This is a genomic window from Clostridium sp. CS1-1 (assembly GCF_056135525.1).
Genome location: NZ_CM148680.1, coordinates 693,964 through 710,326 on the forward strand (window position 1 = coordinate 693,964; position 16,363 = coordinate 710,326).

Sequence of the window (16,363 nt, forward strand, 5' to 3'; positions counted from 1 at the left end):
AATTACAAAACCTTGTAATCATTAGTTTGTTATAGACAACCACTAATCTGTATTATCTATTTTTGTCAATAGTATTGACAAATTATCCAATTTTCATATAAAGCAAATGTAAATAGAGTATATAAGGAAAGTTAAACTACATCGGGTGTGTCATCATATAAAATATAAAGAAATAAGAAGAATAGTTTAGGATGCATGACTTACTTTGCATAAATTGATGTGATATTTATATTATAGATTAGTAAAAGATGTTAAGATAACATTCGTTGCTTAATGAGCAGCAAATAAATGAACAAAATTCGATAACTAAAAAGTTGTTGACACTAAGTATTTGTTTGTGATATTATGTAAAAGCTGTCAAGAAAGATTGAAAATAAAAAACATTAAAAATATTCTTGACAAAACAAAGTATAAATGATAAGATATACAAGCAGTCGAGTTAAATCGACATGATCCTTGAAAATTAAACAGAGTGAAACACAAGATAAAACTTGTTTTTAAAATAAACCAGCAATTCTTTGAGTTACTTTTAAAGTAACAAAATAGTAATGAGCAAGCAAACTTTTAAATTGAGAGTTTGATCCTGGCTCAGGACGAACGCTGGCGGCGTGCCTAACACATGCAAGTCGAGCGATGAAACCCTTCGGGGTGGATTAGCGGCGGACGGGTGAGTAACACGTGGGTAACCTGCCTCAAAGAGGGGGATAGCCTCCCGAAAGGGAGATTAATACCGCATAACATTAGTTTTTCGCATGAAGAACTAATTAAAGGAGTAATCCGCTTTGAGATGGACCCGCGGCGCATTAGCTAGTTGGTGAGGTAACAGCTCACCAAGGCGACGATGCGTAGCCGACCTGAGAGGGTGATCGGCCACATTGGAACTGAGATACGGTCCAGACTCCTACGGGAGGCAGCAGTGGGGAATATTGCACAATGGGCGAAAGCCTGATGCAGCAACGCCGCGTGAGTGATGAAGGCCTTCGGGTTGTAAAGCTCTGTCTTTGGGGACGATAATGACGGTACCCAAGGAGGAAGCCACGGCTAACTACGTGCCAGCAGCCGCGGTAATACGTAGGTGGCAAGCGTTGTCCGGATTTACTGGGCGTAAAGGATGCGTAGGCGGATATTTAAGTGAGATGTGAAATTCCCGGGCTTAACTTGGGAGCTGCATTTCAAACTGGATATCTAGAGTGTGGGAGAGGAGAATGGAATTCCTAGTGTAGCGGTGAAATGCGTAGAGATTAGGAAGAACACCAGTGGCGAAGGCGATTCTCTGGACCATAACTGACGCTGAGGCATGAAAGCGTGGGTAGCAAACAGGATTAGATACCCTGGTAGTCCACGCCGTAAACGATGAGTACTAGGTGTAGGGGGGTCCAACCCTCTGTGCCGCAGTTAACACAATAAGTACTCCGCCTGGGAAGTACGATCGCAAGATTAAAACTCAAAGGAATTGACGGGGGCCCGCACAAGCAGCGGAGCATGTGGTTTAATTCGAAGCAACGCGAAGAACCTTACCTGGACTTGACATCCCCTGAATTACTCGTAATGGAGGAAGCCCTTCGGGGCAGGGAGACAGGTGGTGCATGGTTGTCGTCAGCTCGTGTCGTGAGATGTTAGGTTAAGTCCTGCAACGAGCGCAACCCTTATCATTAGTTGCTACCATTAAGTTGAGCACTCTAGTGAGACTGCCCGGGTTAACCGGGAGGAAGGTGGGGATGACGTCAAATCATCATGCCCCTTATGTCCAGGGCTACACACGTGCTACAATGGTGAGTACAATTAGATGCAAACCCGCGAGGGGGAGCCAAACTAAAAAACTCATCCCAGTTCGGATTGTAGGCTGAAACTCGCCTACATGAAGCTGGAGTTGCTAGTAATCGCGAATCAGAATGTCGCGGTGAATACGTTCCCGGGCCTTGTACACACCGCCCGTCACACCATGAGAGCTGGCAACACCCGAAGTCCGTGAGGTAACCGTAAGGAGCCAGCGGCCGAAGGTGGGGTCAGTGATTGGGGTGAAGTCGTAACAAGGTAGCCGTAGGAGAACCTGCGGCTGGATCACCTCCTTTCTAAGGAATAATAACTAGAAGCTTAGGTTTTTAGTTACATTGGAATTCTGGTTTACACTCTGTTTAATTTTGAGGGATCATTTTCCTGTTGACTCGATAGAGTTAGCATGATAAGATGTATCTCCAATATTGTTCTTTGAAAATTGCACAGTGATAAGCGTTGAATAATGAAAGTTATTTAACATAAACAAAGTAAAGCTAAAGGTATATATACCTTTGTAGAATTATGATTTAAGGTCAAGCTACAAAGGGCGCATGGTGAATGCCTTGGCACCAGTAGCCGATGAAGGACGCGATAAGCTGCGATAAGCTTCGGGTAGGCGCAAATAGCCTGCGATCCGGAGATTTCCGAATGGGGCAACCCACATAGCTAACGCTATGTACTGTAAACTGAATTCATAGGTTTATAGAGGTATACCCGGGGAACTGAAACATCTAAGTACCCGGAGGAAGAGAAAGAAAAATCGATTTCCTAAGTAGCGGCGAGCGAAAGGGAAAGAGCCCAAACCAGGAACTTGTTCCTGGGGTTGCGGACAGATCATAAAATGCTGTGATTTCTTAATTGAAGAGAGCTGGAAGGCTCCGCCATAGAAGGTAACAGCCCTGTAGGTAAAAAGAATAACAGTCAGATCTGATCCAGAGTACCACGAGACACGTGAAACCTTGTGGGAAGCAGGGAGGACCACCTCCCAAGGCTAAATACTAACTGGTGACCGATAGTGAAGCAGTACCGTGAGGGAAAGGTGAAAAGAACCCCGGAAGGGGAGTGAAATAGAACCTGAAACCGTGTGTCCACAATCAGTCGAAGCAGTTTTACCTGCGACGACGTGCTTTTTGTAGAACGAGCCAGCGAGTTACGATGTGTAGCAAGGTTAAGTATTTAAGATACGTAGCCGAAGGGAAACCGAGTCTGAATAGGGCAAAAAGTTGCATGTCGTAGACCCGAAACCGGGTGACCTATCCATGGACAGGTTGAAGCGGAAGTAAAATTCCGTGGAGGACCGAACCACATTGGTGTTGAAAAACCATGGGATGAGCTGTGGATAGCGGAGAAATTCCAATCGAACTCGGAGATAGCTGGTTCTCCTCGAAATAGCTTTAGGGCTAGCGTTTTGAATGAGTAGTGGAGGTAGAGCACTGAATGGGCTAGGGGCTGACAACAGTTACTGAACCCTATCAAACTCCGAATGCCATATACTTGAATCAAAGCAGTCAGACTACGAATGATAAGATCCGTGGTCAAAAGGGAAACAGCCCAGACCATCAGCTAAGGTCCCAAAGTGTAAGTTAAGTGGAAAAGGATGTGGGATTTCTAAGACAACTAGGATGTTGGCTTAGAAGCAGCCACTCATTTAAAGAGTGCGTAATAGCTCACTAGTCGAGAGATCCTGCGCCGAAGATGTTCGGGGCTAAAACTTACCACCGAAGCTATGGATTCACCGTAAGGTGAGTGGTAGAGGAGCTTCCTGTATGGGTTGAAGTCGTACCGTAAGGAGCGGTGGACTGTACAGGAGTGAGTATGCTGGCATAAGTAGCGAGAAATAAGTGAGAATCTTATTGGTCGAAAACCTAAGGTTTCCTGAGGAAGGCTCGTCCGCTCAGGGTTAGTCGGGACCTAAGCCGAGGCCGAAAGGCGTAGGTGATGGACAATCGGTTGATATTCCGATACCACCAGTTTGCGTTATTACAAATGGGATGACGCAGGAGGATAAGATGTGCGCACTATTGGATGTGCGTCTAAGCACTTAGGCAGACTAGATAGGCAAATCCGTCTAGTTAATGCTGAGGTGTTACGGGGAGCCCTTTTGGGCGAAGTATCTGATTCCACGCTGCCAAGAAAAGTCTCTATGGAGTAAACTGGTGCCCGTACCGCAAACCGACACAGGTAGGTGAGGAGAGAATCCTAAGACCAGCGGAAGAATTGTTGTCAAGGAACTCGGCAAATTGACCCCGTAACTTCGGGAGAAGGGGTGCCACCGCAAGGTGGTCGCAGAGAATAGGCCCAAGCAACTGTTTAGCAAAAACACAGGTCTCTGCTAAAGCGAAAGCTGATGTATAGGGGCTGACGCCTGCCCGGTGCTGGAAGGTTAAGGGGAACACTTAGCTTCATGCGAAGGTGTGAACTTAAGCCCCAGTAAACGGCGGCCGTAACTATAACGGTCCTAAGGTAGCGAAATTCCTTGTCGGGTAAGTTCCGACCCGCACGAATGGCGTAATGACTTGGGCACTGTCTCGACAACAAATCCGGCGAAATTGTATTGCGAGTGAAGATGCTCGCTACCCGCGATTGGACGGAAAGACCCCGTAGAGCTTTACTGTAGCTTAGCATTGAGTCTCGGTATTGTCTGTACAGGATAGGTGGGAGACTGCGAAGCAGAGGCGTCAGCCTTTGTGGAGTCGTCCTTGGGATACCACCCTGACAGTACTGGGATTCTAACCGGTGGCCATGAATCTGGTCACGGGACATTGTTAGGTGGGCAGTTTGACTGGGGCGGTCGCCTCCTAAAAAGTAACGGAGGCGCCCAAAGGTTCCCTCAGAACGGTTGGAAATCGTTCGTAGAGTGCAAAGGCAGAAGGGAGCCTGACTGCGACACAAACAAGTGGAGCAGGGACGAAAGTCGGGCTTAGTGATCCGGTGGTACCTCGTGGGAGGGCCATCGCTCAACGGATAAAAGCTACCTCGGGGATAACAGGCTGATCTCCCCCAAGAGTCCACATCGACGGGGAGGTTTGGCACCTCGATGTCGGCTCGTCGCATCCTGGGGCTGAAGTAGGTCCCAAGGGTTGGGCTGTTCGCCCATTAAAGCGGCACGCGAGCTGGGTTCAGAACGTCGTGAGACAGTTCGGTCCCTATCCGTCGCGGGCGTAGGAAATTTGAGAGGAGCTGTCCTTAGTACGAGAGGACCGGGATGGACTGACCTCTGGTGCACCAGTTGTTCCGCCAGGAGCACAGCTGGGTAGCTATGTCGGGACGGGATAAACGCTGAAAGCATCTAAGCGTGAAGCCCACCTCAAGATAAGATTTCCCATAGCGTAAGCTAGTAAGACCCCTTGAAGAACACAAGGTTGATAGGTCAGAGGTGTAAGCATGGTAACATGTTCAGCTGACTGATACTAATAGGTCGAGGGCTTGACCTAATATATCACTGTGCAATTTTGAGAGAACAAAATTCTCTTAATAAATTAAATATAATCTGGTGATTATGACGTAAAGGCTACACCCGTTCCCATTCCGAACACGATGGTTAAGCTTTACAGTGCCGATGGTACTGCACGGGAGACTGTGTGGAAGAGTAGGTCGTTGCCAGGTTAAATATAAAAGACACTAAGTTTGATGCTTAGTGTCTTTTATATTTATGTCTGTAGTATTATTAAGATTAGAATTAACTTTTTAATGTAATGACTATGTTTTAATATAGTGTTGATATCATAACAATTTTTGAGGGAAGTTATTATACTTCCCTTAGTGCACATTTTAAGAAGATTATAGACCAAATCGATTATTTTTAACGTCCATATATGCTTCTTCAAAACTTTGATAAACTCTACTTGATAAATCAAAGTAATTTTCATCTATCACCTTCCTAAAAAACTGCCCCATCTGTGTTGTAGCTATTTTTCCAGTAATTAAAATAGGCATTGAAAATTTCCATGATTCAACTACCTTCTCTTTCTGCCTATGCGGGTATCTAATTATCCATCGACCTACTCGTAAAGCATGTTCATTTCCTGTCATCTTCCCTTGGTTCATCGCTTCTGCATCGTACCCCCAAAGATTTCCGAATGCAAAAGAGCAATCGGGACAATCAAGTGGTCCACCACCAAGTTCATTACCACAAGTTTTACACTTTACAATTTTCATTGCTGAATCAACGATTGTCCAGGAATGCTTATCTATTTCTTCAACTATTACTTCAGCAAGTAAATTTTCATCATCACTACCTAATAATATATTTTCTTTTTCTATTAACTCTTTCCAATCTAACAACCATAAATTTTCAATAATATTATAGCATTCTATGCAACTTATATAGTTTTGACCAACAGGTGCTCCACACATTTCACATACCTTAACCTCATTGGGTCGCTGATATATTCTTCCTCCTGATGGTCTTTTAGGAAAGTCTTTGTAAAATTCTTTCATAGGGTTCAACCTCTTTTCATCTGCAAAACTTATGACATAAGCCACTCTGTTATTATAAACTATTACGTTACGATATACTCAATACCTGCCTTCTTTCTTCATAATTATTATTTCGTAATATTGTACCTGTATATATTAAACATATATAGGTTCTCGCTTTTTAGAATCTATTACTCTTGTATAAGTATGAGATATATTGCATTAAGCCATGAAATTCTTCCTTTTGACCGCTTCTTTATCCTTTTCAAATAATTTGAGCCATCTGAATCAGTACATATAATTACTTGTGTATATGGAATAATATTCTTGTAAAATTTAACAATATTAGTTATAATAGTTTTATATAAATGACGTTCCTATATGGGAGAATAATATAAAGTATGTAAAAGGTGCCCGTAAGGGAGAATAGGGAATGAGGTAAAATCCTCAGCGGTCCCACCACTGTAAACGGTAGAGCTTTTATAATCCACTGGGTAACACTGGGAAGGAAAAAGTATCGTTAGCCCGTAAGCCAGGAGACCTGCCTTTTTCATTAATATAGCCTAGGGGTAAAAGGCTGTAGAAAGAGTGATGGTAAAATTCTTGAATACAAATATTGTATTCAAGAATTTTTTATTTTTTGTCAAATAATTTAATTAACGAGGTGGTAATTGTGAAAATAATTGAAAGACTTATAAGTCAAGATCATTCTGTAAAATACTTATTAGAGTTGAATGATGGAAATACTATTGAAACTTTATTTATGCAAGATCATGAACAAAAACTTACATACCACAGTACAGTATGCGTATCCTCTCAAGTGGGCTGCAGACAAGGGTGTTTTTTTTGTGCAACAGGGAAGCAGGGATTTGTACGAAATCTTGCGTCATTTGAAATAATTGGACAAGTAGATATTTGTATTGATTATTGTAAACAAATGAAACTGATTCCAATAGATGCGGTTGTTCTTGCGGGAATGGGTGAACCTTTTGTAAATTATGAAAATGTTAGGGAGGCGATAATTGGCATATATAATAAACACAAAATAAGTAATTTTGAAATTGCTACAGTAGGAGTAACGCCAAGAGTCTATAGACTGATTGATGATTTTAAAAATAGTCCAATTAATATAAGACTTAATGTATCTCTGCATGCGTCATCAGATGAAATACGTAAGAAGATTATGCCAATTAATCTAAAGTATGATATGAAGTCAATAATTGATGCAGCCGTTGAATATGCAGAAATATTTAAAACTAAGACAAGAATAAGGTATATGATATTTAAGGGTATAAATGATACCGATGCTGATGTAGCAAGACTAGAAGCTTTATTAAAGAGCAAACCACTAAAATTGATTATATCAGCATATAATGATAACAATATACAGGGACTAATTGCTCCTGAACAAAATGATGTAATTAATTTTTATAATAAACTTAAAGATAAAATAGATTGTGATATATTCCATAATTTTGGTGGTGATATCAAAGGAGGCTGTGGTCAGCTTAGGCAGGAAAAAGTGATAGAGCATGTATTAATATAAAAATTTAGAACTAGACATATTATAATACGATTAATAAACTTAATATAAGAAATAAATAATATCCGTATAAGTTTGCTTATATGGATATTATTTATTTCTTATTACAAATAGCAGTTTATGAAACAACATGGTAGAATGATACTTGTGTTTGATTGAATAAAAAGTGCTAATGATTAGAGTTTTTGGAGGTATCTTTATACAAGATATAGCTTCTTTGAGAAGCATGAATAAATATTCTTCTATTATTGCAAATAATGGGGTTATTGTTGAAGTTAGCCAATCTTTTGTTGATATGACTAAATATTCAATAGAGGATATGATAGATAAAAATGTTGTAGATGTATTTAGTGTATTAAGAATTGGCCCAAACACTGATTACGAGAGCTTTGATGAAAATAGTGAATATTTTTCTTAACTAAGTCTCTCGAAATCAGATTTGTTAACATTAAATTATTATAGGGAATAAAAGAAACAATGTATATCTTTTTAGAGAGAAGAAATTTTAACTTTGATGAGAAATTTCCCTTCGCCAGTAGGCTATGCTCAGATAACCATTATGGAGTTGGTATATTCAGCCTACCTGATATTACACTGCTTAAAGCTAATGAAACATTCATAAGTTTTTTTGATGAACCATACAATAGAAAGGAAAACTGCATTGGAAAGCGTGTTGATGAATTTGTAACGGGATTTAAAGGAAGCACTTCAGAAAAGATATGGAGAACTATCATCGAAACAGGGCAAACATATAACATAAATGAGTATATGTCTGATAGATTTGATAGGGGAATTACATACTGGAAGAGTACCATTACTCCCATATATGAAGATTGAAAACCACAATATTGTATTGAGATGACCACAGAGATAACTAACCAGGTTTTATATAGAAAAAAGATAGAAGAGCAGGCGGAAATTATTGAGAAGCAGAAAAGAGAACTAGAAATAGTTTTTTTAAAAATATTCTTTCAAATGCTATTAAATTCACATCAGAAGGTAAATTAATTACTATAAAAGGGGATATATGCATTAAAGTTAAGGATAACGGAATCAGTATACCTGAGGATAAAATAGGTGTTATATTTGAGAGGTTTGGACAAGTCAATAGCCCTTTATCAAGGCGGGCAGAAGGGGCTGATATTGGTCTGTCACTTGTTAAAAAACTTGTTGAAGCATTAGGTGGTAGTATATCAGTTAAAAGCAAGGAAGGTAAGGGTAGCACATTTATTATCTTGCTGCCAGACGAAAAGACCTCAGAAGAACATACTGAAAATAAAGAAGTGGGTTTATTAGATAATCGTCTTTTAGAAATAACGACAGTAGAGTTTTCTGATATCTATCTGTAATAGATTATTGGATAAAGCTATTTGAGATAACTGAGCTATCAATTCTCCACCCTCTACTATAGGAGGGAGATTGATAGCACTTGTCTATAGGTAGCAAATAGATTTTAATGAATTTGCTTTGGCTTAAGTATTAATTAAGCGACTTCTATTTTCTAGTTGGTGATTATTTCGCTTTGAAACAACGAAGATTTGTGACGAAAACTAATGCGGGTGTGTCCATATGTTTAACATTGAGAATTTATAATAAATATTGAGGATTATAAAGATAATCTTATATTATAAAGGATAAAGCTTGTAATGTATAAACCTATAGATGATAAGATAAGGTTCGTCACTTGATTAGTGACAAATAAATGAACGAAACTTAGGAATAAAGAACTTATTGATTTTAGTTGATTGTTCATTATATTATGTGAAATTTGTTAGTAAAGACCGAAGATAAAAAACATTAAAAATATTCTTGACAAAGCAAAGTAGAAATGATAAGATATACAAGTAGTCGAGTTAAATCGACATGATCCTTGAAAATTAAACAGAGTGAAACACAAGATAAAACTTGTTTTTAAATAAACCAGCAATTCTTTGAGTTACTTTAAAGTAACAAAACAGTAATGAGTCACAAACTTTTAAATTGAGAGTTTGATCCTGGCTCAGGACGAACGCTGGCGGCGTGCCTAACACATGCAAGTCGAGCGATGAAGCCCTTCGGGGCTGATTAGCGGCGGACGGGTGAGTAACACGTGGGTAACCTGCCTCAAAGAGGGGGATAGCCTCCCGAAAGGGAGATTAATACCGCATAACATTAGTTCTTTGCATGAAGGACTAATTAAAGGAGTAATCCGCTTTGAGATGGACCCGCGGCGCATTAGCTAGTTGGTGAGGTAAAGGCTCACCAAGGCGACGATGCGTAGCCGACCTGAGAGGGTGATCGGCCACATTGGAACTGAGATACGGTCCAGACTCCTACGGGAGGCAGCAGTGGGGAATATTGCACAATGGGCGAAAGCCTGATGCAGCAACGCCGCGTGAGTGATGAAGGCCTTCGGGTTGTAAAGCTCTGTCTTTGGGGACGATAATGACGGTACCCAAGGAGGAAGCCACGGCTAACTACGTGCCAGCAGCCGCGGTAATACGTAGGTGGCAAGCGTTGTCCGGATTTACTGGGCGTAAAGGATGCGTAGGCGGATATTTAAGTGAGATGTGAAATTCCTGGGCTTAACTTGGGAGCTGCATTTCAAACTGGATATCTAGAGTGTGGGAGAGGAGAATGGAATTCCTAGTGTAGCGGTGAAATGCGTAGAGATTAGGAAGAACACCAGTGGCGAAGGCGATTCTCTGGACCATAACTGACGCTGAGGCATGAAAGCGTGGGTAGCAAACAGGATTAGATACCCTGGTAGTCCACGCCGTAAACGATGAGTACTAGGTGTAGGGGGGTCCAACCCTCTGTGCCGCAGTTAACACAATAAGTACTCCGCCTGGGAAGTACGATCGCAAGATTAAAACTCAAAGGAATTGACGGGGGCCCGCACAAGCAGCGGAGCATGTGGTTTAATTCGAAGCAACGCGAAGAACCTTACCTGGACTTGACATCCCCTGAATTACTCGTAATGGAGGAAGCCCTTCGGGGCAGGGAGACAGGTGGTGCATGGTTGTCGTCAGCTCGTGTCGTGAGATGTTAGGTTAAGTCCTGCAACGAGCGCAACCCTTATCATTAGTTGCTACCATTAAGTTGAGCACTCTAGTGAGACTGCCCGGGTTAACCGGGAGGAAGGTGGGGATGACGTCAAATCATCATGCCCCTTATGTCCAGGGCTACACACGTGCTACAATGGTGAGTACAATTAGATGCAAACCCGTGAGGGGGAGCCAAACTAAAAAACTCATCCCAGTTCGGATTGTAGGCTGAAACTCGCCTACATGAAGCTGGAGTTGCTAGTAATCGCGAATCAGAATGTCGCGGTGAATACGTTCCCGGGCCTTGTACACACCGCCCGTCACACCATGAGAGCTGGCAACACCCGAAGTCCGTGAGGTAACCGTAAGGAGCCAGCGGCCGAAGGTGGGGTCAGTGATTGGGGTGAAGTCGTAACAAGGTAGCCGTAGGAGAACCTGCGGCTGGATCACCTCCTTTCTAAGGAATAATAACTAGAAACTTAGGTTTTTAGTTACATTGGAATTCTGGTTTACACTCTGTTTAATTTTGAGGGATCATTTTCCTGTTGACTCGGTAGAGTTGACATGATAAGATGTATCTCCAATATTGTTCTTTGAAAATTGCACAGTGATAAGCGTTGAATAATGAAAATTATTTAACATAAACAAAGTAAAGCTAAAGGTATATATACCTTTGTAGAATTATGATTTAAGGTCAAGCTACAAAGGGCGCATGGTGAATGCCTTGGCACCAGTAGCCGATGAAGGACGCGATAAGCTGCGATAAGCTTCGGGTAGGCGCAAATAGCCTGCGATCCGGAGATTTCCGAATGGGGCAACCCACATAGCTAACGCTATGTACTGTAAACTGAATTCATAGGTTTATAGAGGTAGACCCGGGGAACTGAAACATCTAAGTACCCGGAGGAAGAGAAAGAAAAATCGATTTCCTAAGTAGCGGCGAGCGAAAGGGAAAGAGCCCAAACCAGGAACTTGTTCCTGGGGTTGCGGACAGATCATAAACGGAAGTAGGAATTAATTGAAGAGAGCTGGAAGGCTCCGCCATAGAAGGTAACAGCCCTGTAGATGAAAATGAAAACTTCTAGATCTGATCCAGAGTACCACGAGACACGTGAAACCTTGTGGGAAGCAGGGAGGACCACCTCCCAAGGCTAAATACTAACTGGTGACCGATAGTGAAGCAGTACCGTGAGGGAAAGGTGAAAAGAACCCCGGAAGGGGAGTGAAATAGAACCTGAAACCGTGTGTCCACAATCAGTCGAAGCAGTTTTACCTGCGACGACGTGCTTTTTGTAGAACGAGCCAGCGAGTTACGATGTGTAGCAAGGTTAAGTATTTAAGATACGTAGCCGAAGGGAAACCGAGTCTGAATAGGGCAAAAAGTTGCATGTCGTAGACCCGAAACCGGGTGACCTATCCATGGACAGGTTGAAGCGGAAGTAAAATTCCGTGGAGGACCGAACCACATTGGTGTTGAAAAACCATGGGATGAGCTGTGGATAGCGGAGAAATTCCAATCGAACTCGGAGATAGCTGGTTCTCCTCGAAATAGCTTTAGGGCTAGCGTTTTGAATGAGTAGTGGAGGTAGAGCACTGAATGGGCTAGGGGCTGACAACAGTTACTGAACCCTATCAAACTCCGAATGCCATATACTTGAATCAAAGCAGTCAGACTACGAATGATAAGATCCGTGGTCAAAAGGGAAACAGCCCAGACCATCAGCTAAGGTCCCAAAGTGTAAGTTAAGTGGAAAAGGATGTGGGATTTCCAAGACAACTAGGATGTTGGCTTAGAAGCAGCCACTCATTTAAAGAGTGCGTAATAGCTCACTAGTCGAGAGATCCTGCGCCGAAGATGTTCGGGGCTAAAACTTACCACCGAAGCTATGGATTGATACGTAAGTATCAGTGGTAGAGGAGCTTCCTGTATGGGTTGAAGTCGTACCGTAAGGAGCGGTGGACTGTACAGGAGTGAGTATGCTGGCATAAGTAGCGAGAAATAAGTGAGAATCTTATTGGTCGAAAACCTAAGGTTTCCTGAGGAAGGCTCGTCCGCTCAGGGTTAGTCGGGACCTAAGCCGAGGCCGAAAGGCGTAGGTGATGGACAATCGGTTGATATTCCGATACCACCAGTTTGCGTTATTACAAATGGGATGACGCAGGAGGATAAGATGTGCGCACTATTGGATGTGCGTCTAAGCACTTAGGCAGACTAGATAGGCAAATCCGTCTAGTTAATGCTGAGGTGTTACGGGGAGCCCTTTTGGGCGAAGTATCTGATTCCACGCTGCCAAGAAAAGTCTCTATGGAGTAAACTGGTGCCCGTACCGCAAACCGACACAGGTAGGTGAGGAGAGAATCCTAAGACCAGCGGAAGAATTGTTGTCAAGGAACTCGGCAAATTGACCCCGTAACTTCGGGAGAAGGGGTGCCACCGCAAGGTGGTCGCAGAGAATAGGCCCAAGCAACTGTTTAGCAAAAACACAGGTCTCTGCTAAAGCGAAAGCTGATGTATAGGGGCTGACGCCTGCCCGGTGCTGGAAGGTTAAGGGGAACACTTAGCGCAAGCGAAGGTGTGAACTTAAGCCCCAGTAAACGGCGGCCGTAACTATAACGGTCCTAAGGTAGCGAAATTCCTTGTCGGGTAAGTTCCGACCCGCACGAATGGCGTAATGACTTGGGCACTGTCTCGACAACAAATCCGGCGAAATTGTATTGCGAGTGAAGATGCTCGCTACCCGCGATTGGACGGAAAGACCCCGTAGAGCTTTACTGTAGCTTAGCATTGAGTCTCGGTATTGTCTGTACAGGATAGGTGGGAGACTGCGAAGCAGAGGCGTCAGCCTTTGTGGAGTCGTCCTTGGGATACCACCCTGACAGTACTGGGATTCTAACCGGCGGCCATGAATCTGGTCACGGGACATTGTTAGGTGGGCAGTTTGACTGGGGCGGTCGCCTCCTAAAAAGTAACGGAGGCGCCCAAAGGTTCCCTCAGAACGGTTGGAAATCGTTCGTAGAGTGCAAAGGCAGAAGGGAGCCTGACTGCGACACAAACAAGTGGAGCAGGGACGAAAGTCGGGCTTAGTGATCCGGTGGTACCTCGTGGGAGGGCCATCGCTCAACGGATAAAAGCTACCTCGGGGATAACAGGCTGATCTCCCCCAAGAGTCCACATCGACGGGGAGGTTTGGCACCTCGATGTCGGCTCGTCGCATCCTGGGGCTGAAGTAGGTCCCAAGGGTTGGGCTGTTCGCCCATTAAAGCGGCACGCGAGCTGGGTTCAGAACGTCGTGAGACAGTTCGGTCCCTATCCGTCGCGGGCGTAGGAAATTTGAGAGGAGCTGTCCTTAGTACGAGAGGACCGGGATGGACTGACCTCTGGTGCACCAGTTGTTCCGCCAGGAGCACAGCTGGGTAGCTATGTCGGGACGGGATAAACGCTGAAAGCATCTAAGCGTGAAGCCCACCTCAAGATAAGATTTCCCATAGCGTAAGCTAGTAAGACCCCTTGAAGAACACAAGGTTGATAGGTCAGAGGTGTAAGCATGGTAACATGTTCAGCTGACTGATACTAATAGGTCGAGGGCTTGACCTAATATATCACTGTGCAATTTTGAGAGAACAATTCTTTCAAACAAAATGAAACTCACTCAGCGGAGCTGAGGAGTATTGATTTGTTACCAAAATCGGAGATTTTGACAAATCAACATCTAGTGGTTATGACGTGAAGGCTACACCCGTTCCCATTCCGAACACGATGGTTAAGCTTCACAGTGCCGATGGTACTGCACGGGAGACTGTGTGGAAGAGTAGGTCGCTGCTAGGTGATTAAAAAAATCGCTAAGTAATTTAATTACTTAGCGATTTTTTATTTTTTGTACGGCTAAATATAAAAAAGCTTAATGCAGATATAACGCTTGTGAAAATTTCACTATGATTAAAAATATAGGTAATTATATCTAAATTTGTACATCATAAAAGTAGAGCTTTGCTATTACAAAAAATAATAGATATCATTAATAATTTATATAATAAAAATTTAGATAATATCCTTTCAATGTAGAAGATAAGAGACTTCAGAATACTATCGAAATTTTTTATAAAAGCTATTAGTTATTTTTATAACAATATTAATCATGATTACAATATAATCATGTTTACAAATAAGCATGAATTATGGTAATATTTAATCAAATAGCGCTGTTAAATTATTTAAGTGTGTGAAAACCATGGTTTATTTGTAAATATATACATAAAGGGGTGGGATATAAGTGAAATTAGAAATTGGAAATTTTCATGTAAAAGATATCGTTTTTGGAGAGAAGACTTGCTATGAAAATGGAATTTTAATAATAAACAAGAAGGAAGCACTAGATTTTGTTTTGGAAGATGAACATATAACAGAAGCAGACTTGGTGATTGTTAAGCCAGGAGATAAAGTGCGTTTAGTACCAGTAAAAGAGGCCATAGAGCCAAGGGTAAAAGTAAACGGTAATACTTTGTTCCCAGGGGTAACTGGAGATGTTATTCCTGTAGGAGAAGGTAGAACTCACGCACTAAAAGATTGCAGTATCTTAGTAGTGGGCAAGCACTGGGGTGGGTTCCAAGATGGATTAATAGATATGAGTGGAGAAGGTGCAAAATATACTTACTATTCTCAATTAAAGAATATAGTGCTTGTAGGAGATACAGACGAAGACTTTGAAAAACATGAACAGCAAAAGAAAAATAAAGCATTAAGATGGGCAGGACATAAACTAGCTGAATATATAGGAAGCTGTGTTAAGGATTTAGAACCTGAGAATGTTGAAACTTTTGAGTTAGAACCAGTTACAAAGAGATCAAAAGAAGTTCAAGATTTACCATCCGTTGTATTTGTAATGCAGCCTCAATCTCAGATGGAAGAAATGGGATACAATGATTTAGTTTACGGATGGGATGCAAATCATATGGTTCCAACTTTTATGCATCCAAATGAAGTTTTGGATGGAGCAATGATTTCCGGAAGCTTTATGCCTTGCTCTTCAAAGTGGGCAACTTATGATTTTCAAAATAACCCAACTATTAAAAGGCTTTATGCTGAACATGGAAAAACACTTAACTTCTTAGGAGTTATAATGTCCAACCTTAATGTAGCATTAGAGCAAAAGAAGCGTTCAGCTTTATTTGTTGCTCAAATGGCAAAATCCTTAGGAGCAGATGGAGCTATTGTTGCAGAAGAAGGATATGGAAATCCTGACGCAGACTTTATAGCTTGCATAGTTGCACTAGAAGAGGCTGGAGTTAAAACTTGTGGTATTACAAATGAGTGCACTGGAAGAGATGGAGAATCTCAGCCATTAGTATCATTAGATGTAAAAGCAGATGCTATTGTATCAACCGGAAACGTTTCAGAGTTAATAGAATTACCTCCAATGGAAACAGTTATAGGAGAACTACAGTCATTAGCTAGAGATGGTTTGTCTGGTGGATGGGCAAACGATGAAATATTAGGGTCTTCAGTAAGAGAAGATGGTTCAATTATTATGGAAAACAACGCAATGTTCTGTGGAGATCAAGCTTGTGGATGGTCACCAAAAACAATGAAAGAGTTTTAAGG

General features: G+C 42.1%; 6 protein-coding genes, 6 rRNA genes and 1 riboswitch. Of the genes, 11 read left to right on the forward strand and 1 reads right to left on the reverse strand.

Annotated elements, in window-relative coordinates; genetic code table 11:
- The first annotated feature begins 565 nt into the window (after positions 1-565).
- The 3 genes from AC0N0V_RS03090 (at position 566) to rrf (AC0N0V_RS03100) (ending at position 5,382) form a co-directional block, all read left to right on the forward strand.
- A 16S ribosomal RNA gene (locus AC0N0V_RS03090) occupies positions 566-2,072 on the forward strand.
- Positions 2,073-2,307: 235 nt separating this feature from the next.
- Positions 2,308-5,210 (forward strand): 23S ribosomal RNA (locus tag AC0N0V_RS03095).
- Between the two features lie 55 nt (positions 5,211-5,265).
- Positions 5,266-5,382 (forward strand): 5S ribosomal RNA (gene rrf / locus AC0N0V_RS03100).
- Together the 16S, 23S and 5S rRNA genes form the textbook arrangement of a ribosomal RNA operon.
- A 174-nt stretch (positions 5,383-5,556) precedes the next feature.
- Here the strand turns inward: rrf (AC0N0V_RS03100) and AC0N0V_RS03105 are convergent.
- Complete coding sequence (locus tag AC0N0V_RS03105; protein WP_474462069.1) at positions 5,557-6,216, reverse strand: hypothetical protein; 660 nt, start codon at positions 6,214-6,216, stop codon at positions 5,557-5,559.
- Positions 6,217-6,586: 370 nt separating this feature from the next.
- Positions 6,587-6,758, forward strand: a riboswitch (cobalamin riboswitch).
- A 110-nt stretch (positions 6,759-6,868) separates the two neighbouring features.
- On the opposite strand from AC0N0V_RS03105, the gene AC0N0V_RS03110 reads away from it, so the two are divergent.
- The 8 genes from AC0N0V_RS03110 to AC0N0V_RS03145 all read left to right on the forward strand — a co-directional run bounded on the left by AC0N0V_RS03110 (position 6,869) and on the right by AC0N0V_RS03145 (position 16,361).
- Positions 6,869-7,741 carry a radical SAM protein gene (locus AC0N0V_RS03110; protein ID WP_474462070.1) on the forward strand — a complete coding sequence of 291 codons (873 nt, stop codon included), beginning with the start codon at positions 6,869-6,871 and terminating at the stop codon, positions 7,739-7,741.
- A 169-nt stretch (positions 7,742-7,910) separates the two neighbouring features.
- A complete protein-coding gene (locus AC0N0V_RS03115) occupies positions 7,911-8,156 on the forward strand; it encodes a hypothetical protein (protein WP_474462071.1) in 246 nt (81 codons plus the stop codon).
- Positions 8,157-8,215: 59 nt separating this feature from the next.
- Complete coding sequence (locus AC0N0V_RS03120; RefSeq protein ID WP_474462072.1) at positions 8,216-8,575, forward strand: hypothetical protein; 360 nt, start codon at positions 8,216-8,218, stop codon at positions 8,573-8,575.
- A 176-nt stretch (positions 8,576-8,751) separates the two neighbouring features.
- Positions 8,752-9,087 carry an ATP-binding protein gene (locus AC0N0V_RS03125; protein ID WP_474464423.1) on the forward strand — a complete coding sequence of 112 codons (336 nt, stop codon included), beginning with the start codon at positions 8,752-8,754 and terminating at the stop codon, positions 9,085-9,087.
- A 627-nt stretch (positions 9,088-9,714) separates the two neighbouring features.
- A 16S ribosomal RNA gene (locus AC0N0V_RS03130) occupies positions 9,715-11,221 on the forward strand.
- Between the two features lie 235 nt (positions 11,222-11,456).
- Positions 11,457-14,359, forward strand: a 23S ribosomal RNA gene (locus AC0N0V_RS03135).
- Positions 14,360-14,473: 114 nt separating this feature from the next.
- Positions 14,474-14,590, forward strand: a 5S ribosomal RNA gene (gene rrf / locus AC0N0V_RS03140).
- A 445-nt stretch (positions 14,591-15,035) separates the two neighbouring features.
- Entirely contained in the window at positions 15,036-16,361 is a 1,326-nt protein-coding gene (locus tag AC0N0V_RS03145) for a glycine/sarcosine/betaine reductase component B subunit (RefSeq protein WP_474462073.1), read from the forward strand.
- The last annotated feature ends 2 nt before the right edge of the window (positions 16,362-16,363 follow it).

Bases quoted from the DNA above. Each gene is read 5' to 3' on its own strand.
- AC0N0V_RS03105 (WP_474462069.1), bottom strand. From the start codon at position 6,216: ATGAAAGAATTTTACAAAGACTTTCCTAAAAGACCATCAGGAGGAAGA.
- AC0N0V_RS03115 (WP_474462071.1), top strand. From the start codon at position 7,911: ATGATTAGAGTTTTTGGAGGTATCTTTATACAAGATATAGCTTCTTTG.
- AC0N0V_RS03120 (WP_474462072.1), top strand. From the start codon at position 8,216: ATGTATATCTTTTTAGAGAGAAGAAATTTTAACTTTGATGAGAAATTT.